The sequence below is a fragment of the [Rhizobium] kunmingense genome (assembly GCF_977018605.1).
Genome location: NZ_CDRNXG010000001.1, coordinates 1,775,492 through 1,795,950 on the forward strand (window position 1 = coordinate 1,775,492; position 20,459 = coordinate 1,795,950).

General features: G+C 62.2%; 16 protein-coding genes. 7 read left to right on the forward strand and 9 right to left on the reverse strand.

Features of this window, described 5'->3' with window-relative positions:
* Position 1: 1 nt before the first annotated feature.
* Both AC0JZ4_RS08390 and AC0JZ4_RS08395 read left to right on the forward strand, forming a co-directional pair.
* Complete coding sequence (locus AC0JZ4_RS08390) at positions 2-1,012, forward strand: NAD-dependent epimerase/dehydratase family protein (RefSeq protein ID WP_471885925.1); 1,011 nt, start codon at positions 2-4, stop codon at positions 1,010-1,012.
* A 53-nt stretch (positions 1,013-1,065) separates the two neighbouring features.
* Positions 1,066-2,487 carry an aspartate aminotransferase family protein gene (locus tag AC0JZ4_RS08395; RefSeq protein WP_471887841.1) on the forward strand — a complete coding sequence of 474 codons (1,422 nt, stop codon included), beginning with the start codon at positions 1,066-1,068 and terminating at the stop codon, positions 2,485-2,487.
* Positions 2,488-2,553: 66 nt separating this feature from the next.
* On the opposite strand, the gene AC0JZ4_RS08400 is transcribed toward AC0JZ4_RS08395, so the two are convergent.
* The 9 genes from AC0JZ4_RS08400 to pflB all read right to left on the reverse strand — a co-directional run bounded on the left by AC0JZ4_RS08400 (position 2,554) and on the right by pflB (position 15,892).
* Positions 2,554-4,227, reverse strand: coding sequence for a hypothetical protein (locus AC0JZ4_RS08400; RefSeq protein ID WP_471885926.1), 1,674 nt, complete (start codon positions 4,225-4,227; stop codon positions 2,554-2,556).
* 243 nt (positions 4,228-4,470) lie between these two features.
* Positions 4,471-5,679 carry an MFS transporter gene (locus AC0JZ4_RS08405; protein ID WP_471885927.1) on the reverse strand — a complete coding sequence of 403 codons (1,209 nt, stop codon included), beginning with the start codon at positions 5,677-5,679 and terminating at the stop codon, positions 4,471-4,473.
* A gap of 101 nt (positions 5,680-5,780) precedes the next feature.
* Positions 5,781-6,530 (reverse strand): LytR/AlgR family response regulator transcription factor, encoded by a 750-nt coding sequence (locus tag AC0JZ4_RS08410; RefSeq protein ID WP_471885928.1) that lies wholly within the window; start codon positions 6,528-6,530, stop codon positions 5,781-5,783.
* Positions 6,527-8,182, reverse strand: a complete 1,656-nt coding sequence (locus AC0JZ4_RS08415) for a LytS/YhcK type 5TM receptor domain-containing protein (protein ID WP_471885929.1) — start codon at positions 8,180-8,182, stop codon at positions 6,527-6,529. Before AC0JZ4_RS08415 ends, AC0JZ4_RS08410 begins: the two co-directional genes overlap by 4 nt.
* A gap of 151 nt (positions 8,183-8,333) precedes the next feature.
* Entirely contained in the window at positions 8,334-9,236 is a 903-nt protein-coding gene (locus AC0JZ4_RS08420) for a formate/nitrite transporter family protein (RefSeq protein WP_471885930.1), read from the reverse strand.
* The gene (gene pta, locus AC0JZ4_RS08425; protein ID WP_471885931.1) at positions 9,233-11,377 is read right to left on the reverse strand and encodes a phosphate acetyltransferase; all 2,145 of its coding nucleotides are present in this window, start codon (positions 11,375-11,377) and stop codon (positions 9,233-9,235) included. The genes AC0JZ4_RS08420 and pta overlap by 4 nt, the downstream gene beginning before the upstream one ends.
* Positions 11,378-11,469: 92 nt before the next feature.
* The gene (locus tag AC0JZ4_RS08430; RefSeq protein ID WP_471885932.1) at positions 11,470-12,678 is read right to left on the reverse strand and encodes an acetate/propionate family kinase; all 1,209 of its coding nucleotides are present in this window, start codon (positions 12,676-12,678) and stop codon (positions 11,470-11,472) included.
* A gap of 55 nt (positions 12,679-12,733) precedes the next feature.
* On the reverse strand, positions 12,734-13,516 hold the full coding sequence (gene pflA, locus AC0JZ4_RS08435) for a pyruvate formate-lyase-activating protein (protein ID WP_471885933.1): 783 nt from the start codon (positions 13,514-13,516) through the stop codon (positions 12,734-12,736).
* Positions 13,517-13,633: 117 nt separating this feature from the next.
* A complete protein-coding gene (pflB, locus tag AC0JZ4_RS08440; RefSeq protein WP_471885934.1) occupies positions 13,634-15,892 on the reverse strand; it encodes a formate C-acetyltransferase in 2,259 nt (752 codons plus the stop codon).
* Between the two features lie 250 nt (positions 15,893-16,142).
* Here pflB and AC0JZ4_RS08445 point away from each other — a divergent pair, with 250 nt between their 5' ends.
* From AC0JZ4_RS08445 to AC0JZ4_RS08465, 5 genes are all read left to right on the forward strand, one after another.
* Positions 16,143-17,123 carry a sugar kinase gene (locus AC0JZ4_RS08445; protein WP_471885935.1) on the forward strand — a complete coding sequence of 327 codons (981 nt, stop codon included), beginning with the start codon at positions 16,143-16,145 and terminating at the stop codon, positions 17,121-17,123.
* A 30-nt stretch (positions 17,124-17,153) separates the two neighbouring features.
* Positions 17,154-18,158 (forward strand): 2-keto-3-deoxygluconate transporter, encoded by a 1,005-nt coding sequence (kdgT, locus tag AC0JZ4_RS08450; protein WP_471885936.1) that lies wholly within the window; start codon positions 17,154-17,156, stop codon positions 18,156-18,158.
* A 61-nt stretch (positions 18,159-18,219) separates the two neighbouring features.
* Positions 18,220-18,681 carry a NanQ anomerase/TabA/YiaL family protein gene (locus tag AC0JZ4_RS08455; protein WP_471885937.1) on the forward strand — a complete coding sequence of 154 codons (462 nt, stop codon included), beginning with the start codon at positions 18,220-18,222 and terminating at the stop codon, positions 18,679-18,681.
* A 50-nt stretch (positions 18,682-18,731) separates the two neighbouring features.
* A complete protein-coding gene (gene kduI, locus AC0JZ4_RS08460) occupies positions 18,732-19,574 on the forward strand; it encodes a 5-dehydro-4-deoxy-D-glucuronate isomerase (protein WP_471885938.1) in 843 nt (280 codons plus the stop codon).
* Positions 19,575-19,637: 63 nt separating this feature from the next.
* Complete coding sequence (locus AC0JZ4_RS08465; protein ID WP_471885939.1) at positions 19,638-20,423, forward strand: gluconate 5-dehydrogenase; 786 nt, start codon at positions 19,638-19,640, stop codon at positions 20,421-20,423.
* The last annotated feature ends 36 nt before the right edge of the window (positions 20,424-20,459 follow it).

Here is a 20,459-nt window from a genome sequence, read left to right on the forward strand (position 1 = left end):
CATGAGACATATCATCATTGGCGGAGACGGTTTCGTTGGCCGGCACCTGGCGCCACGTCTTCAGGCCGCCGGTCATGAGGTCGTCGTTGCCGACATCGTCAAGAGCGACCTTGGGCATTACCGCGACATCCCGTTCCAGCATGCCGACGTGACCGATCCGGCCTCGCTCGAAAAGCTCGGGATCAAGGCCGACGACATGGTCTACAACCTGTCGGCCAAGATGCTGTCGCCACTGCAGGTGCGCGCCAAGCGTCACGACTTCTTTTTCCCGGTCAACTATTACGGTACCGAGAACATCATCAAGGCGATGGACAAGGCGGGCGCCAAGTCACTCGTCCATTTCACCACCGACATGGTCTATGGTCACACCTATGTCTGGCCGCAGACGGAAGAACATCCGGTCGCGCCGCTTGGCGAATACGGTCTGTCGAAGCTGAAGACAGAGGAACTGGCCGCCGAATGGCGCGCCCGCGGCATGAACATCTCGCTGTTCCGCCCGCGCCTGATCATCGGCCCCGGCCGTCTCGGCATCCTGTCCAAACTGTTCAAGCTGATCGACAACAACCTGCCGGTGCCGATGATCGGGTCGGGCAAGAACCCGTACCAGTTCATCTCGGTCTTCGACTGCGCTTCTGCCGCGCATGCGGCATATACTGCAGGCGTTCCGAACGAAGTCTACAATCTCGGTTCGCTCAATCCGCCGCCGGTGAGGAAATTGCTCGGTGACCTCGTCAAGCATGCAGGCTCGAAGTCGATCCTGTTGCCGACGCCGGGCTGGGCGGTGAAGCGGACGCTCGATTTCTTCGACATGATCAACATGCCGATCATGGACCCGGAACAGTATCTGATCGCCGACGAAATGTGCGTTCTCGACGTGTCGAAGGGCGAGCGGGAACTCGGATGGGTTCCGCAATATCGCGACGAGGACATGCTGATCGCCGCCTATTCCGAATACCGCAAGGGCCTTGCCGGCGGTTCGGAAGACAAAACCACACAGCCCAAGGCTGCCTGAAGGGGGACATGATGGCTTCTGTAGTCAATTTCAACGATCGCCACGACGATGCAATGGTCGGTCACAATGCGGCACCGATCGAAAAACCGGCGCTGCTTTCCGTCGAGGACGCGAAGGCGCTCGACGTGGCGCGGATGACGGACCTGTTCACCCGCCACCTCAACCCCGGCCAGCTTCACTTCATGAAGCTTCTCGGCTTCCACAAGGTGAAGATCGAGCGGGCCGAGGGGATGTATTACTACGACCAGAACGGCCGCCAGATCCTCGATTTCTTCGGCGGTTTCGGTTCGCTGGCGCTCGGCCACAACCATCCGCGCATACTCGACATGCGTCGCAAGTTCCAGGAAGAGAACCGGCAGGAAATCGCTATCGCCTTCATGTCGCAATATGCGAGTGCGCTGGCCCATAACCTTGCCGCCTGCTCGCCGGGCGATCTCGACATGGTGTTCCTCGGCTCGTCCGGTTCCGAAGTGATGGAAGCAGCGATCAAGGTGGCGGAACGTGCTGCCGGGCCGAAGCGGCCGAAGATCGTCTATGCGGAAAATTCCTTCCACGGAAAGACCAAGGGCGTTCTCTCGGTTACCGACGGTTCGCTCTATCGCGGCGAATTCAAGCTCGTCGACAATACCGTGCGCGTGCCGTTCGGCGATATCGATGCGATCGAGACCGCCTTCCGCACCGACCCGGAAATCGGCGTCATCGTGCTCGAAACCGTGCAGGGCGGTGGCGGCATCATTCAGGCCGACACCGCCTTCTGGCAGCGCCTGCGCCAGCTTTGCGACCAGTATGGTGTGCTGTGGATCGCCGACGAGGTGCAGTGCGGTTTCGGCCGTACCGGCAAGTTCTATTCGTTCGAGCATCATGGCGTGGTCCCGGATGTGACGGCGCTCGCCAAATCGCTCGGCGGCGGCAAGTCGGCGGTCGGCGCGATGATCGCCAAGCGCGACGTCTACATGAAGGCCTATGGCACGCCGAAGACGGCGATGATCCACGCGATGGCGACCTTCGGCGGCATCGGCGAGGCCTGCGCTACAGCGATCGAGGCGATGAACGTGCTCTATGACGAGCACCTGATCGACAACTCGGCGGCGATGGGCGACTACCTGCTCGCACGCCTGAAGGAGTTGCAGGTGCGTTATCCTTCACTGCTGAAGGAAGTGCGCGGCCAGGGCCTTATGGTCGGGATCGAGTTCCACGACCTGTCGCAGACCATGCCGCTGGTGCTGCGCCCGGTCGTCGCGATGCTGGACGACAAGCTGAAGGGCTCGCTGCCGGGCTTTATCGGCAGCCACCTGCTGCGCGACCACGGCGTGCTGGTGGCCTTTACCGAATACAACCGCAACGTCATCCGCCTGGAGCCGCCGCTGATCTGCGAACGCAGCCATGTGGACGCCTTCATCGCGGCGCTGGACGAGGTGATGTCGCGCGGCATCGTGCGGATCGTCAAGGATTTCGTCGCGGCGCAGGTGAAGTAGGCACCACACCCGTCGTTTAAAATGGAAAAGGCCGGGAGCGATCCCGGCCTTTTCCATGTCCGTCTTTTACTGCTGCGTCGGGAGAATGTCGGGGCGCAGGAGAAGGTCCCAGCAGGGATGTACCGCGACGACCTTGCGGTCCTTCAGCGCCGGTTCGTAATGGGCGTAAAGCACGCGGCGGCCGGTGGTCAGCGGGCATTTCGGGCGCAGCACGGCGGCGGTTTGTCGGATAGACTGGATCGCCGGCTCGTCGAGCGGCGGCACGGTCCGGTACGGGTCGGCGCCGATCTGGATATGTTTCGTGGCGTCGCGGTTCAGGAGCCAGGGGAAGGGGTTGGTGAAATCGAGGTTCATCAGGCTGTCGAGGTGAATGTTGTTCCTCGCCTCGAATTCCTTCAGCGAAACGACAAGGCTGTTGGCGGAGATGACCCAGTAGAGCTGGAAATCCAGTTCCGAATAATACTGCCAGCTCGGCAGCTGGCCGTGGGCGGAAAGGTCTGCATATGTCTCGCCGAATTTCTCGTAATGGGGTTCGAGATAGAAGGCGCGGTCGAGGATTTCCTGCCGCTGCATGATCTGCTGCATGTTGCGCATTTCGGGCAGGTTCAGTTCTCGATAGGTGGGCGAGACGGCGGCGGCGCGCAGGGTCTTGTGCACGACCTTGGTGAAGGTCGGGATGACGCAGAAGGCGGCGAGTACGACGAAGGCCGTCTTCGGCACTTGGTCGATCAGCCTGACGCGTTCGAAGATCATGATCAGGACCGGCCAGATGAAGATGAATTCCTGGCTGCCGGTGTTCTGTGTCTCGTAGATTGCGCCGCCGGCGATGACGATGGAAAACCAGAAGGTGTTGTTGTCGAAGAAGCGGACCGCCCGGTCGGCGCGGGTCCAGTCGATCCAGACGAGCACGAGCGTCATGATGCCGGCCGGCAGCAGCACGTCGAGCTTCAATGAGGTAGCGGCGAGGAAGCGCCAGAGGAAGCCGCTCTCGTTCATCGTGGCAAGCTGGACGATGCTGCCGAGATAGGCCGAGGTGAAGCCGCAGATCAGTTCGGCAATAGCGAGCGGGATGGCGAAGAGGACGGCGGCCAGAACGGCATGGCGGAACGAGATGCGGCCCGAAAGAAGCGCCAGAACGGCGAAAAGGCCACCGGCCAGGAAGGCGGTGATCTTTGTGAGAAACAGCGCCAGCATGATGGCCGCGACCAGAACCGCCAGCCGCCGGCCATCCTTGAGGAACAGGAGGGCGGTTGTCAGGAGATAGAGGAACAACACCCCGTGGCGGTTGTAGATGCCGAAACCATCGAGGCTCGGGAAGGGGTGATAGGCTGCGACATTGGCGGGGAAGAGGGAGAAGACGATAAACGGCACGAGAAGCGCGAAGGCACGGGCACGGCTCTCGGCTGAGACCTTCGTCAGGACCATGGCAAGCAGCGGAATGCTGACCGGCATGATGCACCACTGCGCCAGAAGCAGCGGCTGGGCGTTGTCGAACAGTTTCAGCCCGGCAGCGAACAGATAGTAGGGGAGCGGGCCGACGGGGGCTAGGAAATCGACATTCGGGATCTGGCCCATGAAGATGCGCTGGGCGGCGTCGAGGTAGAGATAGGTGTCCCAGTACATCGGCCCGACCGGTATCGGCGTGGGCAGGATGAGAAGAATAACGAGTGGAACAAACAGGGCAAAAGCCCAGACGACGGGAGACAGGATCAGCTGTCTGACTTTTGATGTCTTGGTCACTTGCTGCCCCGGATCGTTCGATGTCCCCGAAACGACCATTGTCCCTGCGCTTTAGACTATATGTCCGGGCAGGCATCGTCGCAGCTTTACTTAGGCCGAAAACCTTGAGGAAATCCTTATCGGCAAAGGTCAATCTTTTGCCTGTCCTGCTGGCTCTCCGGCGAATTTGAGGGGCTGTTGCCGGCGAAACATCAAGAAAGGCCGCCCGCCTGGTGGCGGACGGCCGTTTCATGGTTGGAGCGTTCAGGCGGTTCTGGTTCCACCCATCCGCTTTGTCTTCTGCGCCACACCAGGCCACAGGCTGATCGAGCACAGGAGCGAGGCGAAGAGCAGCAGCAGCGACAGGTAGAAGGTCGGCAGGAAGCCTCCCAGAGCAAACGAGACGATCGAGCCGACGACGCTGCCGATGCCGAAGCCGAGATAGATCAGGCCATAGTTGCGGGCGAGATTGGCCAGGCCGAAGAAATCGCTGACGAGGCCGGGATAGACGGTGATGGTGCCACCGAACGAGAAGGCGACGCAGGCGACGGCGACGAAGAACGAGTATTCGTTCAGCGGCACGAAGAGCAGCATGGCCATGCCCGCCAGGGCGCTGGTGAGGGCGATGCTGACGATGTAGATGCGGGCGATCTTGTCCGACAGGACGCCGAGGACCAGCCGGCCGAGAAGGTTGGCGGCGGCAATGATGGCGACCGTATCGGCAGCAACCGAACCCGACAGGCCGACATAACGCTCGCCGACATCCTTGGCGACGCCGATCAGGTAGAGGCCGCTCATGCAGACGGTGAGGAACATCAGGGCGAGCAGCCAGTATCTGGGCTGACGGACTGCTTCGGCGAGGGTGTAGTCCCGTGCGCTGCCGCTGACGGCCTGGCCGCTTGCCTGCGGCGCTTCGCTGATCAGCAGCGCTCCGCCGACGACCAGTGCAACCGCGGCAATCGCCCAGATGCCGAAGGCGCTTTCCATTCCGAAGCGGTTGATCAGCTCGAGGTTCAGATATTTGAAGCCGAGGCTGCCGAGGCCGTAGGCGCCGATTGCGAAGGCCGAAGCGAGGCCCTTGCGCTGAGGGAACCATTTTACGCAGTTCGACAGCGTCAGCAGGTAACCGGTGCCGTCGGCCGCGCCGACCAGAATGCCGCCATAGATATAGAGCAGCGCGAGGTTGCCGGCGGTCGAGGTGAGGTAGAGGCCGAGACCGAGGGCGAGGCCGGCTGTGATCGCCACGCTGCGCAGGCCGAACCTATCCTGCAGGCGGCCCGAGAGCGACGAGCCGACGGCGAGCGCCAGGCTCAGCAAGCCGAAGGTCAATGCGACCTGGGTGATCGGTTCCGACAGCTTTGTCGAAAGGCCTTCGTTGAACAGGCTCCAGGTGTAGACCGAGCCAAGGCCGAACTGGCACAGAATGGTGCCGACAAGGGTGCTATAACGTTTTGAAATGGAAAGAGCGGTCATCCGCGTTTCCTCCTTTATGAGTACAGAGGAAACCTAGTCCCCTCTTTATTCTGTCCGTTCGAAAAAAGCGTGAACTGACCGATCCCTGGAATGAGCTGCAGTCAGAGCTGCATGAGCTGCTTGAACTCTTTCAGGTGCGAGCGGCTGACGGGGATTTCGACCTCGTCGAAATTGTGCAGCTTGATCACGTAGGTGCCGTTGAACCAGGGTGAGATCTCGCGGATCTTGGCAGTGTTGATGCACCACGACCGGTGGCAGCGGAAGAAGGTGTCGGCCGGCAACTTCTCGGCAAAATCGCCGATGCTGGTGGGGATGACGAAGTGGCCCTTGGCGGTGTGCACATAAGTGAGCTTCTCATCGGCGCGGGCGTAATAGATGAGGTCGGCCGGCAGGACGAGGATGCTGTCCTTGCGGGGAATATTGACGGTGCGCTTGGCGGCCGGCGACGGCGGCGGTGCCAGTGCCGGCGCCGGTGCTTGCAGACCTGTCGGCGGCTGCTGGCATTCCAGTTTCTTCAGCGTGTTGGCGACGCGCTGCTCGTTGAAGGGTTTCAAAATGTAGTCGAAGACTTCCAGCTCGAAAGCTTCGGCCGCATGTTCCTTATAGGCGGTGACAATGACGACCTTCGGCGGGTTGGTCTGCTTGTGCAGGCTGCGCGCCAGCGTCATGCCGTCGATCGAGGGGATGTTGATGTCGAGGAAGACGACGTCGAGATCGTTTTCCTGCAGATAGCGCAGGGCGGCGAGGCCATCCTCCTGCGTGCCGACGACCTCGATCGCGCTATGGCGCTCGATCAGCCATTTCAGTTCGTCGCGCGCCAGATATTCGTCTTCGACGATCAGGGCCTTCATGCGGTTTCCCCATTTTCAAGCGGCAGGTCGAAACTGACCGAGGTACCGCGTTCCAGCCTGCGGATATCGAGCCCGTGGCCGTGCAGCAGCTTTAGCCGCTCGTTGACATTCATCAGGCCAATCCGATCGCGCACGGCCTCGCCATTGGCGACCGCCTTGATGACCTCGGGATCGATGCCGCCGCCGGTGTCGCTTATGGTGACGCTGACCCGGTCGGCAAGGCGTTTGACCGCGATATGGACTTCGCCCGGACGCGGCTGCGACTGGATGCCGTGCAGGATGGCGTTTTCGACGAGCGGCTGCAGCGACAGGCTCGGTATATCGACATTGACGTCATCGACATCGAAGGTGACCGTCAGCTTGGGGCCGAAACGGGCTTCCTCGATCGCCACGTAGTCGCGCACCTGGCGCAGTTCGTCCTGGATGTCGATCATGCCGTCGGAGAGGGAGAGGTTCTGGCGCAGGTAATCAGCCAGTTTGGCAATCACCTGCCGCGCCTCGTCGGGGCGCAGGCGGATCAGGGAGGAGATGGCGTTCAGGGCATTGAAAAGGAAATGCGGGTTGATCTTGCTCTGCAGCGCGCGGAATTCGGCCCTTGCCGCCATTTCGCGCAGCGCCTTCACCCGCGACAGTTCCATCTGGGTGGAAATCAGCTGCGACAGGCCGACGCCGAGTTCACGCAGCGAATCGGTGATCATGTCCGGTTGCGAGAAGAAGATCTTGAGCGTGCCTGTGACGAGGCCGTTTTCGCGCAGGGGAATGATGGCGACCGACCGAAAATCCGCTGCCGGATAGCGGTGCAGGTTGTTGTCGACGGTGATCCGGTCGTAGCGGATCGCGTCGGCGGTCAGCTCGCTCAGGTGCTTGTGCTTCTCTTCGTCGTAATATTCGTGGCCGACGCCGACATAGGCGAGCACGGTGTCGCGGTCGGTGATCGCGACCGCGTCGGCCTCCAGACATTCGTGAATGACCTCGCAGACCTTGGCGAGCGTATCGTCCTGCACGTTCTGGAAGAAGGGCAGGGTGCGGTTGGCGATGATGAGGGCCAGCCTTGCCTCATGCGCGGCGGTCAGGTCCTTCTCGTCCTCGATATCCTGGATACGCTTTATGATCATGCCGGTACACATTGAGCCGATGATCATCGGCCAGGCGATTTCCGAGACGATGGCTGCGCCGACGCCGGCAGGAGCGAAAGCCAGGATAAGGACCATGGTCAGCGCCTCGCAGGCCATGCCGGCAAGGCTGCCGGTCAGCCACAGCCATTTGCGACGGGCACGATAATGGATGGCGGTCGAGAGAAGGCCGGCGCATATGCTGCTGATCAGGCAGGCGATGGCGGAGGGGCCATTCATGTCGATGAGGAAGCGGTGCAGGCCGGAGATGATGCCGGCGGGAATGCCGACCCAGGGGCCGAAGAGGATGCCGCCCGACATGATGGCGATGGTGCGGACATTGACCAGCGCGCCCTCGACCGGAATGCCCATATAGGTGCCGCCGACGGCAAAGCCGGAAAACAGGGCTGACAGGAAGGCAAGTTCAAGGCCGCTGAGCCTGCCCTTCCAGAGGACGTTCTTGAACAGTCTGGTACGTCCGAGAAAGAACAGCACCATCAGCATCAGGGCTGCACGTTCGAAGAGGGCGAGGAGGATCATGAGGCGTTCCTGGAGAGTTTACGCCCTTCCTCTAGACGTGAAACGGCTCTGTGTTTTTGCGCTAACGCAATTTCGGATGCGAAAGCAGTACAAGCTTTCGCATCCGTAAGGCGCTTGAGGGCGCGAGGTCATGTGCTGATTGCGCCGAATTTCAGTGGTGGCTCGGTTTGCCGGGGCGGCGGTAGATGAACCAGTAGACGCCGCCGACGATCAGCGCGCCGCCCACCCAGTTGCCGGCGGTGACGACCGCAAGGTTGGAGAGGACGCCATCGAGCGGGATCGCCTCGGGTTGATGGCCGAGTTCCGTCCAGAAGCTTTCCGGCGCCGCATGGCGGATCAGAAGCCCCAGGCTGAAATAGTACATGTTGGCGATGCAGTGCTCGAAACCGGCCGCGACGAAGGCCGTCACCGGAAAGATGATGGCGAGGATACGGTCGGAGACGGTGCGACCTGCGAGCGCCAGCCAGACGGCGAGGCAGACGAGGATGTTGCAGAGAATGCCGAGCGCAAACGCGTCGATCATCGGCAGGGCGGCTTTCGCTTCGGCATAATGCAGCGCGGCGATGCCGATCGCATTATGGCCGAACGTGTACTGGCCGGAGAGGAAGACCAGCGTCGCGAGCGCCACGGCGCCGACGAGATTGCCGAGCCAGACGAGCACCCAGACGCGGATCATCTTTCTGGTCGTGATGCGGCGGCTGGCCCAGGCCATGACCATCAGCATGTCGCCGGTAAAGAGCTGAGCACCGCCGATCAGCACGAGGATCAGGCCGAGCGAGAAGCTCAGGCCGGCGAGAAGGCGGGTCAGGCCGTAGGGCAGCATGCCTTCGGCACCCGCCCCGACGGTGGTTGCAAACATCGCGCCGAGGCCAATGAAGGCGCCGGCGAAGATGGCGAGGCCAAAGAGGGTGAGCGTGTCGTAGCTCGCCTTCTTCACGCCCATTTCCTCGGCCGCGACGGCGATGGCGTCGGGCATCAGCGAGCCGCCGATGTCCACCCGAAGGGGTGGATCGGTCCTGTCCCGGCTGTCCGGGTCATGCTGGGCGATATTCATGCGCTTGCGGCGTCTTTCTGCGCCTTGGCGGGGAGATCCGATGCCGTCTGCTGGTCGGCCTGGATAGCGGTCAGGGCTATGGTGAAGACGATGTCATCGACCAGCGCACCGCGCGACAGGTCGTTGACCGGCTTGCGCAGGCCCTGCAGCATCGGGCCGACCGAGACGACATCGGCGGAGCGCTGGACGGCCTTGTAGGTCGTGTTGCCGGTGTTCAGGTCCGGGAAGACGAAGACGTTGGCGCGGCCGGCAACTTTACTGTCGGGCGCCTTGGACCGTCCGACGCTTTCGACGCTTGCGGCGTCATACTGCATCGGGCCGTCGATCATCAGATCGGGCTTGCGCTGTCTGGCGAGTTCGGTGGCCTCGCGCACCTTCTCGACGTCGCCGCCGGTGCCGGACGTGCCGGTCGAGTAGGAGATCATCGCGACGCGCGGCTCGATGCCGAAGGCCTTGGCCGTCTCGGACGACTGGAGCGCGATCTCGGCCAGCTGTTCTGCAGTCGGGTTCGGGTTGATGGCGCAATCGCCATAGACGAGAACCTGATCCGGCATGAGCATGAAGAAGACCGAGGAGACGATGCTCTGGCCCGGCTCCGTCTTGATCAGCTGCAGGGCGGGACGAACGGTGCTGGCGGTGGTGTGGACGGCGCCGGAGACGAGGCCGTCGACTTCGCCGACGGCGAGCATCATCGTGCCGAGCACGACCGTATCTTCCAGCTGGGCGATCGCCTGAGGCGGGGTCATGCCCTTGGACTTGCGCAGCTCGACCATGGCATCGACATAGTCGGCGCGGATGGCCTGCGGATCGAGGATCTCGAGATCCTCGGGCAGTTCGATCTGCTGCGCCTTGGCAAGCATCTGGATCGCTTCCGGGCGGCCCAGCAGGACGCAGCGGGCAATGCCCTTCTGGTGGCAAATGACGGCAGCCTGCAGCGTGCGCGGCTCTTCACCCTCGGGAAGCACGATGCGCTTGTTTGCACGTCGTGCACCTTCGATCAGGTGGTTACGGAAGCGCGGCGGCGACAGTCGCAGCTCGCTCGATGCGCCGATGCGTTCGCGCAGCGCGCCGGTATCGATGTGTTCGGCGACGAAATCGATGACCTTTTCCATGTGTCCGCTGTCATCGGCGCTGACATGGTAGCTCAGATGCGACAGGCGCGAGGCCGTGGCATACGTATCGTCGGGGCTCGACAGGATCGGCAGCACGCCGGCGCTGACCGAGGTCATCAGCTCGGCAACCGGCGGGGCGAGCGGTTCGCCGCAGGTGAGCAGCAGGCCGGCGAGCGGAACGCCGCGGCTATGGGCGAGGGCTGCCGCAATCGCGATGTCGCTGCGGTCGCCCGGCATGACGACCAGGGTTTCCGGGCGGAAACGGTCGATCATCTTTTCCACCGAGCGGGCGGCGACGACGATTTCGCGCACTCGCACCGCATCGAGATCCTTGCCCTGCACGACGCCGAGGCCGAGCGTCGAGACGATGTCGGACAGGCGTGGAGCGTTGAGCCGTGGCGCGTAGGGAATGGCGCCGACGATGGTGGAGGACTTCATGCCATAGGTGGCGAAGGCGTCCTTCAGCTTCTGCCGGTCGGTATCGGCGCCGACCTTGTTGATCATCAGGCCGAAGAATGAGGCATTGCCGTTCTGCAGGTACTGACGGTGGATCAGAGCCGCGGTCTCGGCGATGAATTTCGGATCGTGCTCGGCGCCGGTCAGGACCGGAATGACGTCGGCATCGAGGCTGCGGGCGATCTCGACATTGAGGCGCAGGGCGATCTGGGCTGTTGCGAGCGGGATCAGGCCCTCGACGACGACGACGTCATGATCGGCGCGCAGGGCCTCGGTCATGGTGGCGACATCTTCCAGAAGCGCGCTGAGGTCACCCTTGCGCAGCTGTTCCTCGGCCTTTTCGAAGGGCATCGGATCGGGAGACCGGGTCATGCACAGGGTGCGGGCGAAATGGCTCGACGTGTCGATGCCCTGCTGGCCCAAGCGCGGGCCTTCCGAGCGGGGCTGGGCGATCGGCTTGACGAAGGCGACCTTCATGCCGTCGCGTTGCAGCGCGCGGACGAGGCCGAGCGCGATAGAGGTCAGGCCGACATCCTGTGCGGCCGGTGCAAGAAAGAGAATACGTGCGCCCATTTAGAATAGTCCTTCCGGAATGTTCGCGTCTTTTCAAAAATGATGAAGCAATATCCTGACGCTTTCGCGTCAGGCAGTCGGTCGTGCCGTTCTCAGGCCGTCGCCGGGGCGATGGCGGCCAGCGTGTCGTTGGCGATCATCCATTCCTCGTTGGTGGCGATGACGGCCGCCGTCGGGCCGTTGCCGGCCAGACTGATGGTGCCGGACTTGCCGCCGAACATCTGGGCGTTGGCATCCTCGTCGAGTGTCAGGCCGAGCACCGGCAGGCGCGCGATCGTCGCCTTGCGGATGGACGCAGAGTTCTCGCCGATGCCGCCGGTGAAGATGACGGCATCGAGGCGATCAAGCGAGGTGGCAAGGCCGCCGATATAGCGGGCGAGGCGGTGAACGAAGACGTCGAGGGCCAGTTTTGCGCCCTCATGACCCTCGGCGGCAGCGCTCTCCAGCGTGCGGCAATCGTTGGAGAGGCCGGAAATCCCGAGCAGGCCGCTCTTGCGGTTCAGCAGCGTATCGAGCTCGTCGATGCTGAGGCCGTCCTCGCGGGCGATGTGGAAAAGGGCTGCGGGATCGATATCGCCCGAGCGGGTGCCCATGACGAGGCCTTCAAGCGGGGTGAAGCCCATCGAGGTGTCGACGCTGTGACCATTGAGCACGGCCGTTGCCGATGCGCCATTGCCGAGATGGGCGATGACGAGGCCGTGGTCCTTCGGATCGAGGCCGAGAAGCTCGACCGCTTCCGAGGCCACATAGCGGTGGCTGGTGCCATGGAAGCCGTAACGGCGGATGCTGAGGTTGCGGTAATATTCGCGCGGAATGGCGTAGGTATAGGCCGCCGGCGGCATGGTGGCGTGGAAGGCGGTGTCGAAGACGGCGACATGCGGCACGTTCGGCAGCGACGCCATGGCGGTGCGGATGCCGAGTGCGTTGGCCGGGTTATGCAATGGCGCAATGCGGGCGAGCGCGTCGATATCGCGAAGCGCGCCGTCATCGACGAGGGTGGATTCGAAGAAGCGCTCGCCGCCATGCACGACACGGTGACCGACCGCGACGACCGAACTCAGCCAGCCTTTCTGATCGAGAACGCCGAGGAGCGCCTTCAGTGCCGCATCATGGCTTCCGCCGTTGAGCGATGCTTCGGTCTTCTCGCCCTTTTCCTTGACGACGAGGCGGCTTTCCGGCTGGCCGAGATTTTCCGCCAGCGCGGAGAGAAGCGGATCACGGCCGGAACCGGCGAAAACACCGAATTTTACCGACGACGAGCCGCAGTTGACGACCAGGACGAGAGAACGAATATCGATCATGCAATGGTTCCTTATGACATTAAGGTAATAGCAAATATGCAGGTGCGGCGCGCTTTTAAAAGACCTTGAGGCCGCGCTCGGCAAAAATGGCCCGTGCGGCATCGGTCGCTTCGGGTGTCGGTGTGGGGGCGCCGGCCAGCGGATAGTTCATGCCGAGCTGCTCCCATTTGTGGGTGCCCATCTGGTGAAAGGGCAGGACTTCCACCCGCTCGACGATCGGGCCGAGGTCGGCGACGAAATCGGCGAGCTTGGCTATATCGTCATGGCCATCCGTCCAGCCTGGTACAAGCACGTATCTCAGCCACATCGGCTTGTTCAGCCGTTTGAGGCGATGGGCGAAATCGAGCGTCGGCTGAAGCGGCTGGGCGGTCAGACGCAGATAGGCGTCCGGGTCGATATGCTTGATGTCGAGCAGGACGAGGTCGACGGCGTCGAACCATTCGTCATCGACGGTGCCATGCAGATAGCCCTGCGTGTCGAGTGCCGTGTGCAGGCCCAGTTCGCTCTTGATCTGGCGGAACAGTTCACCGACGAAAGGCGCCTGCATCAGCGGCTCGCCGCCCGAAATGGTGACGCCGCCGGCCATGCGCAGGAAGCCGCCATAAGAGCGGATCTCCGCCATCGCATCCTCGATGGTGATGCGGCGGCCGTTATGCAGTTTCCAGGTGTCGGGGTTGTGGCAATAGACGCAGCGGAACAGGCAGCCTGCCATGAAGAAGACGAAGCGCATGCCGGGGCCGTCGACGGCCGCGCCGCTTTCGACCGAGTGAAGGAAGCCGTGGTCGGCAGGAAGATGGCAGCCGCCAGGCGCCTTCGTTTTCTGGACACGATTGATCATGCGATGAACATCCATTGGGGTGATCTCGTTATTCTTGATTGGAGGTTCTGGGTGGTGTCCGGCCTTTGATGTCCGGGTGTACCCGGGCGCGCGCCGAAGCGCGCGCCCGGAGAGAGGTTACATCTTCGCGTGGAAGGTCCGCGAGATGACGTCGAGCTGCTGCTCACGGGTCAACTTGACGAAGTTGACCGCGTAACCCGAGACACGCACCGTCAGCTGCGGATAGAGTTCCGGGTGATCCATGGCATCGACCAGCGTATCGCGGTTGAAGACGTTGACGTTGACATGGAAGCCGCCGGCGGCCGCGTAGGCGTCGAGGCAATTGGCCAGGTTCCTGGCCCGGTCCTCCGAGGTGCGGCCCAGCGCATCCGGCGTTGCGGATGCCGTCCACGAGATGCCGTCGAGGGCGGCATCATAGGGGATCTTGGCAACCGATGCGCCGGCGGCGACGAAGCCCTTGGTGTCGCGACCGTTCATCGGGTTGGCGCCCGGTGCGAAGGGTTCGCCGGCGCGGCGGCCGTCCGGCGTGTTGCCGGTCTTCTTGCCGTAGACCACGTTGGAGGTGATGGTCAGCACCGACTGGGTCGGCATCGAGTTGCGGTAGAAGTGCGGCTGGGCGGCGATCTTCTTCATGAAGGTTTCCGTCAGCCATACCGCGATCGTGTCGACACTGTCGTCATTGTTGCCGTAGGCCGGGTAGCTGCCTTCGATCCGGTAATCGACGGCAAGGCCCGCCTCGTTGCGGATGACATGCACCTTGGCGTGCTTGATGGCCGACAGGCTATCGGCTGCGACAGACAGGCCGGCAATGCCGCAGGCCATGGTGCGCAGGATGTCCCGGTCATGCAGCGCCATCTCGATACGCTCGTAGGCGTATTTGTCGTGCATGTAATGGACGGTGTTGAGTGCCTTGACATAGGTCGCGGCCAGCCAGTCCATCATCTTGTCGAACTTGGCCATGACCTCGTCATAGTCGAGAACGTCGCCCTTGATAGGTTCGAAGCCCTTGGCAACCGTTACGCCGCTCTTTTCATCGACGCCGCCGTTGATCGCATAGAGCAGTGCCTTTGCGAGGTTGGAACGGGCGCCGAAGAACTGCATCTGCTTGCCGATCCGCATGGCCGAGACGCAGCATGCAATGCCGTAGTCGTCGCCCCACTTCACCCGCATCAGATCGTCGTTCTCGTACTGGATGGCGCTGGTATCGGCAGATACCTTGGCGCAGAAGGTCTTGAAGCCGTCCGGCAGCTGTGTACTCCACAGCACGGTCAGGTTCGGTTCGGGAGCCGGGCCGAGGTTGTAGAGCGTGTGCAGGAAGCGGAAGCTCGACTTGGTCACGAGAGGACGGCCGTCCTCGCCGATGCCGCCGATCGATTCCGTCACCCAGGTCGGGTCGCCCGAGAACAGCTGGTCATACTCTGGCGTACGCAGGAAGCGGACGATGCGCAGCTTGATGACCATGTCGTCGATCAGTTCCTGCGCCTGTTCCTCGGTGAGGAGGCCTGCGTCAAGATCACGCTGGATATAGATATCGAGGAAGGTCGAGACACGGCCGAGCGACATGGCCGCACCGTTCTGTTCCTTCACCGCAGCCAGATAGGCGAAATAGGTCCACTGGACGGCCTCGCGGGCGTTGGTGGCCGGACGCGAGACGTCGTAGCCATACTTGGCGGCCATTTCCTTCAGTTCGTCGAGCGCACGATACTGTTCCGAGAGCTCCTCGCGCAGGCGGATGACGTCGTCGGTGAAGACTTCGTTTTCGAGCGCGCGATAATCCTTCAGGCGGAAGGCGCGCAGTGCATCGGTGCCGTAGAGGGCAACGCGGCGATAGTCGCCGATGATGCGGCCGCGACCATAGGCATCCGGCAGGCCGGTGATGACGCCCGACTTGCGTGCCGCCAGGATTTCCGGGCTGTAGACATCGAAAATGCCCTGGTTATGGCTCTTGCGATACTTCGTCCAGACTTCCTTGACCGACGGATCGAGTTCGAAGCCGAAGGCTTCCAGGCCGTTTTCGACCATGCGCAGGCCGCCGTTCGGCATGATGGCGCGCTTCAGCGGCGCATCGGTCTGCAGGCCGACGATCAGCTCGATATCCTTGGCGATATAGCCGGCGTCATGCGCCGTGATCGTCGAGGCGCGGTCGGCGGAGACGTCGAGGACACCCTTCTTGCGCTCTTCTGCCAGCAGGCCGCCGAGCGTCTCCCAGACCTTCAAGGTCCGCGCGGTGGGACCTGCCAGGAAGGCGTCGCCCGACACGTAGGGGGTATAGTTGTTCTGAATGAAGTCGCGCACATCGACTGCGCCGCGCCATGTCTCGCCTTTGAAACCGTCCCACGGGTCGGCGGCGACGATGTTCTGGGAAAGGATGCCCATTGTCTTCTTCCTTATGCTTTGCCTTGCGGCATTGGTGAAGATCCCTCCCGACCACGATGCCCTGCAGCAGAACTGCAGAACCTCGTGGCTCCCATCCGCAATCTAGCAACTCGGAGCGGAGGCAATATTGATCCCGATCAACGTCGCTTCCGAGAGCCGCGCATATGGTCCGGCTCAGCGCTGTACGAGGAAACAGCCAGGGCCCCCGATCGAACAGTGCGGTGCCTAGGGGGACGGAGGACACTATCTTATGACAACGGAACTACGCGTGGCATCGATCGGCGAATGCATGGTCGAACTGAAGCGCAAGCCCGACGGGACAATCGTTCAGGCCTATGGCGGCGACACGTTCAACACCGCTGCCTATATGGCGCGGCTGGGCGCCGGCCTGGGACAATTCGTCTCCTATATCAGCGCCATCGGCGACGACCCGTTCAGCGACGATATGTCCGACTTCTGGCGCGCGCAGGGCGTTGATGACAGCCTCGTGCTGCGGCGAAAAGGTCGCAGGCCCGGCCTCTATTTCATCAAGACGGACCCGACCGGCGAGCGCCGCTTCTTCTACTGGCGCGGCGAGGCTGCCGTGCGGGAAACCTTCGAAGGCGAGGGGTCGGATGGGCTTTTAGCCGCACTCGGCGATTTCACCAGCATCTATGTTTCGGGCATCAGCCTGGCGGTGCTGAAGCCTGCAAGCCGCGAGCGGCTTCTGGCACGGCTGGAAGAACTGGCCGGCACCGGCATCAAGATCGACTTCGACTGCAACTATCGCCCGCTTCTGTGGGAAGATCCGCAGACGACGAAAACGGTCTACGATCGCATCACCGCCTTCACCCATCGGCTGCTTTTGACTGTCGAGGAGCTGGAAGCTTTCGGCATTCAGCCGACGATGGACGCCGGTGTCGCCCACTTCTCCAAATTCGCCGGTCCGGAGGTCGTCATCAAGGATGGCGCCGGTCCATGCACCCTCATCCATGACGGCAAGGTGGATGTCGTCCCCGCGCTGAAGCTCGACCACGTCGTCGACACGACGGCTGCCGGCGACAGTTTCTCGGCCGCCTATATTCTCGGGCGCAGCCTCGGGATCGCGCCTGCAGAGGCCGCCCTTCGCGCTCATATCGTCGCAGGTGCTGTCGTCCAGCACCACGGCGCCATCATCCCGCAGGACGCCACTCCCGACGTCTTCGCCTCGGAGGTCGCTAGCCGCCGCAGCTTCATCAACGCTGCCGAATAGCGAGATTTTTTCAAACGGAGGAATACTGAAATGAATATCAAGAAGGCAATCGACCGTGTCCCAGGAGGCCTGATGCTGGTGCCGCTGATCCTCGGCGCGCTGTGCAAGACGTTCTTCCCGACAGCCGGCGCCTATTTCGGCTCGTTCACCAACGGCCTGATCTCGGGCACGGTGCCGATCCTGGCCGTGTGGTTCTTCTGCATGGGTACCTCGATCGACCTGCGCGCAACCGGCACGGTGCTGCGCAAGTCGGGTAACCTTGTCGTCGTCAAGACGCTGGTTGCCTGGGGTGCCACCTATGTGGCGGCCCAGTTCCTGCCGATCGAGGGCGTCCAGTCGGGCCTGTTCGTCGGTTTCTCGGCGCTCGCCATCTGCGCCGCGATGGACATGACCAATGGCGGTCTCTACGCCGCGATCATGCAGCAATACGGCACCAAGGAAGAATCGGGTGCCTTCGTGCTCATGTCGATCGAATCGGGGCCGCTTGTCTCGATGCTGATCCTCGGTGCAGCCGGTGTCGCGACGTTCGAACCGCATCTCTTCGTCGGTGCCGTCCTGCCCTTCCTGATCGGCTTCATCCTCGGCAACCTGGACAAGGACCTGCGCGCCTTCTTCAAGGGTGGCGTACAGACGCTGATCCCGTTCTTCGGCTTTGCGCTCGGTAACGGCATCGATCTCAACGTCATCCTGACCACCGGTCTGGGCGGCATCATCCTCGGTGTTCTCGTCATCATCATCACCGGCATTCCGCTGATGCTGGCCGACAAGCTCATCGGCGGCGGTAACGGTACTGCCGGTCTCGCGGCTTCGTCGGCCGCCGGTGCCGCCGTCGCCAACCCGATGATCATCGCCGAAATGGCGCCGCAGTTTAAGCCTGCCGCTGCCGCCGCCACATCGCTGGTTGCCGCTGCGTGCCTGACCACCGCGATCCTCGTGCCGATCCTGACCGGCATGTACGCCAAGTACATGAAGAGCCGGAACCCGGAAGAAGCCCAGCCGGCCGTCCCGACCGATGCGCTGAAGCCTGCCGAGTAATGCGCGCCGGGGTCGGCGGCCTGCCGCCGGCCCCGGACAGACTAAAAAAAGGAACAATGCCATGTATGCAAGCACTCTCGCGACACTCGACCGTGACGCCGCCACCCTGCCGGACAGTATCCGCAAGGGCCTGAAATTCCTCGCCGAGACCGATATCGCAGCCTTGCCGGCCGGTCGCGTCGAGATCGACGGCGACGCGATGTTCGCCCTGATCCAGGACTACGACACCGAGCCGAAGGCGGCCAAGCGGCCGGAATCGCATGCCCGCTATATCGACATCCAGTATGTCTTTGCCGGCCGCGAACTGCTCGGCTACGCGCCGATCGTCGCAGACCACGCGATCACGGAAGACCTGTTCGAGACGAAGGACGTCCGGTTTTACTCGGATGTGGCGGACGAGACCGATCTGCTTCTCGGCCCCGGCGGCTATGCCGTCTTCTACCCGACCGACATCCATCGCCCCGGCTGCGCCGCGGGGCAACCCGCCAAGGTCCGCAAGGTGGTCATCAAGATCCTTGCCTGACGCACACGACATTTCATCACGACTACCAATTTTAGAAAGGGAGTAACATCATGGACATCCGCTATTCGGCCAGCCAGAAGGACTTCAAGCGCTACACCACGGAAGAGACCCGCGCCGAGTTCCTCATCGAGAAAATCTTCGAGGACGACCAGATCGTCGCCACCTACAGCCATGTCGACCGCATGGTCGTGTTCGGCTGCAAGCCGGTCAACGAGGCGGTTCCGCTCGACAAGGGCATCGACTGCATGAAGAATTTCGGCACCACCTACGTGCTGGAGCGCCGCGAGATCGGCATCTTCAACCTTGGCGGCGACGGCTCGATCGAGGTCGATGGCGAGGTCTACGAGACGGCGTTCAAGGATTGCCTCTATGTGACCAAGGGCCACAAGTCGGTCGTCTTCAAGAGCAAGGACAAGGCCAATCCGGCGAAGTTCTACATGATCTCGGCGCCGGCGCACAAAGTCTGCAAGACGACCTTCCTGTCGATCTCGGACGCCAAGAAGAAGCCGGTCGGCGATACGGCGACCGCCAACAAGCGCGTCATCAACCAGTTCATCCACCCAGACGTTCTGGAAACATGCCAGCTTTCGATGGGGCTGACGGAGCTCGATCCGGGCAATGTGTGGAACACGATGCCGGCGCATACCCATGAGCGCCGCTCGGAAATCTACTACTACTTCAACATCGCGCCCGATCAGGCCGTCTTCCACATGATGGGTGAGGGGCAGGAAACCCGCCACATTCTCGTCGCCAACGAGCAGGCGGTGATTTCGCCCTCGTGGTCGGTTCATGCCGGTTGCGGCACCGCCAACTACACATTCATCTGGGCCATGTGCGGCGAGAACCTGACCTTCGACGACATGGACCATATCGCCATCAACGACCTGCGCTGAGCGGCACCTGCCGGGGCGGCATCCGGTCGCCCCGGATTTTCAGTAATTCGAGGATTTAAGACATTGACCTATCCAGACAGCTTTTCTCTCAAGGGCAAGGTGGCACTCGTCACCGGTGCCTCCTACGGTATCGGTTTTGCACTCGCCAGCGCGCTTGCCGAAGCCGGCGCCACGATCGCCTTCAACGACGTCAATGCAGATTTTCTGGCCAAGGGCCTGGAGGCCTACAAGGCCGCCGGCATCGACGCCAAAGGTTATATCTGCGACGTGACCGACGAGCCGGGCGTGCAGACGCTGGTTGCCGATATCGAGCGGGATCTCGGGCCGGTCGACATTCTCGTCAACAATGCCGGCATCATTCGTCGCACGCCGATGCACGAGATGGATGTGAAGGATTTTCGCCAGGTCATCGATATCGACCTGACCGCCCCCTTCATCGTCGCCAAGGCGGTCATTCCCGGCATGATCAAAAAAGGCGGCGGCAAGATCATCAACATCTGCTCGATGATGAGCGAGCTTGGCCGCGAGACCGTATCCGCCTATGCAGCCGCCAAGGGCGGGTTGAAGATGCTGACCCGCAATATCGCGTCGGAATACGGTTCGCTCAACATCCAGTGCAATGGTCTCGGACCTGGCTATATCAAAACGCCGCAGACCGCGCCGCTGCGCGAACCCGGCCACCCGTTCAATTCGTTCATCCTCGCCAAGACGCCGGCAAATCGCTGGGGCACGACGGCCGATCTCAAGGGCCCGGCCGTCTTCCTGGCGTCGCCCGCCTCCGATTTCGTCAACGGCCATGTGCTTTATGTCGATGGCGGCATCCTCGCCTATATCGGCAAGCAGCCCTGATTTTTTCCGGTTGGGCGCGCTAAAGGCCGTCCGCGG

Bases quoted from the DNA above. Each gene is read 5' to 3' on its own strand.
- kduI (WP_471885938.1), top strand. From the start codon at position 18,732: ATGGACATCCGCTATTCGGCCAGCCAGAAGGACTTCAAGCGCTACACC.
- pflB (WP_471885934.1), bottom strand. From the start codon at position 15,892: ATGGGCATCCTTTCCCAGAACATCGTCGCCGCCGACCCGTGGGACGGT.
- AC0JZ4_RS08445 (WP_471885935.1), top strand. From the start codon at position 16,143: ATGACAACGGAACTACGCGTGGCATCGATCGGCGAATGCATGGTCGAA.
- AC0JZ4_RS08395 (WP_471887841.1), top strand. From the start codon at position 1,066: ATGGTCGGTCACAATGCGGCACCGATCGAAAAACCGGCGCTGCTTTCC.
- AC0JZ4_RS08410 (WP_471885928.1), bottom strand. From the start codon at position 6,530: ATGAAGGCCCTGATCGTCGAAGACGAATATCTGGCGCGCGACGAACTG.
- AC0JZ4_RS08415 (WP_471885929.1), bottom strand. From the start codon at position 8,182: ATGATCCTCCTCGCCCTCTTCGAACGTGCAGCCCTGATGCTGATGGTG.
- AC0JZ4_RS08455 (WP_471885937.1), top strand. From the start codon at position 18,220: ATGTATGCAAGCACTCTCGCGACACTCGACCGTGACGCCGCCACCCTG.
- kdgT (WP_471885936.1), top strand. From the start codon at position 17,154: ATGAATATCAAGAAGGCAATCGACCGTGTCCCAGGAGGCCTGATGCTG.
- AC0JZ4_RS08390 (WP_471885925.1), top strand. From the start codon at position 2: ATGAGACATATCATCATTGGCGGAGACGGTTTCGTTGGCCGGCACCTG.
- AC0JZ4_RS08405 (WP_471885927.1), bottom strand. From the start codon at position 5,679: ATGACCGCTCTTTCCATTTCAAAACGTTATAGCACCCTTGTCGGCACC.
- AC0JZ4_RS08420 (WP_471885930.1), bottom strand. From the start codon at position 9,236: ATGAATATCGCCCAGCATGACCCGGACAGCCGGGACAGGACCGATCCA.
- pflA (WP_471885933.1), bottom strand. From the start codon at position 13,516: ATGATCAATCGTGTCCAGAAAACGAAGGCGCCTGGCGGCTGCCATCTT.
- pta (WP_471885931.1), bottom strand. From the start codon at position 11,377: ATGGGCGCACGTATTCTCTTTCTTGCACCGGCCGCACAGGATGTCGGC.
- AC0JZ4_RS08430 (WP_471885932.1), bottom strand. From the start codon at position 12,678: ATGATCGATATTCGTTCTCTCGTCCTGGTCGTCAACTGCGGCTCGTCG.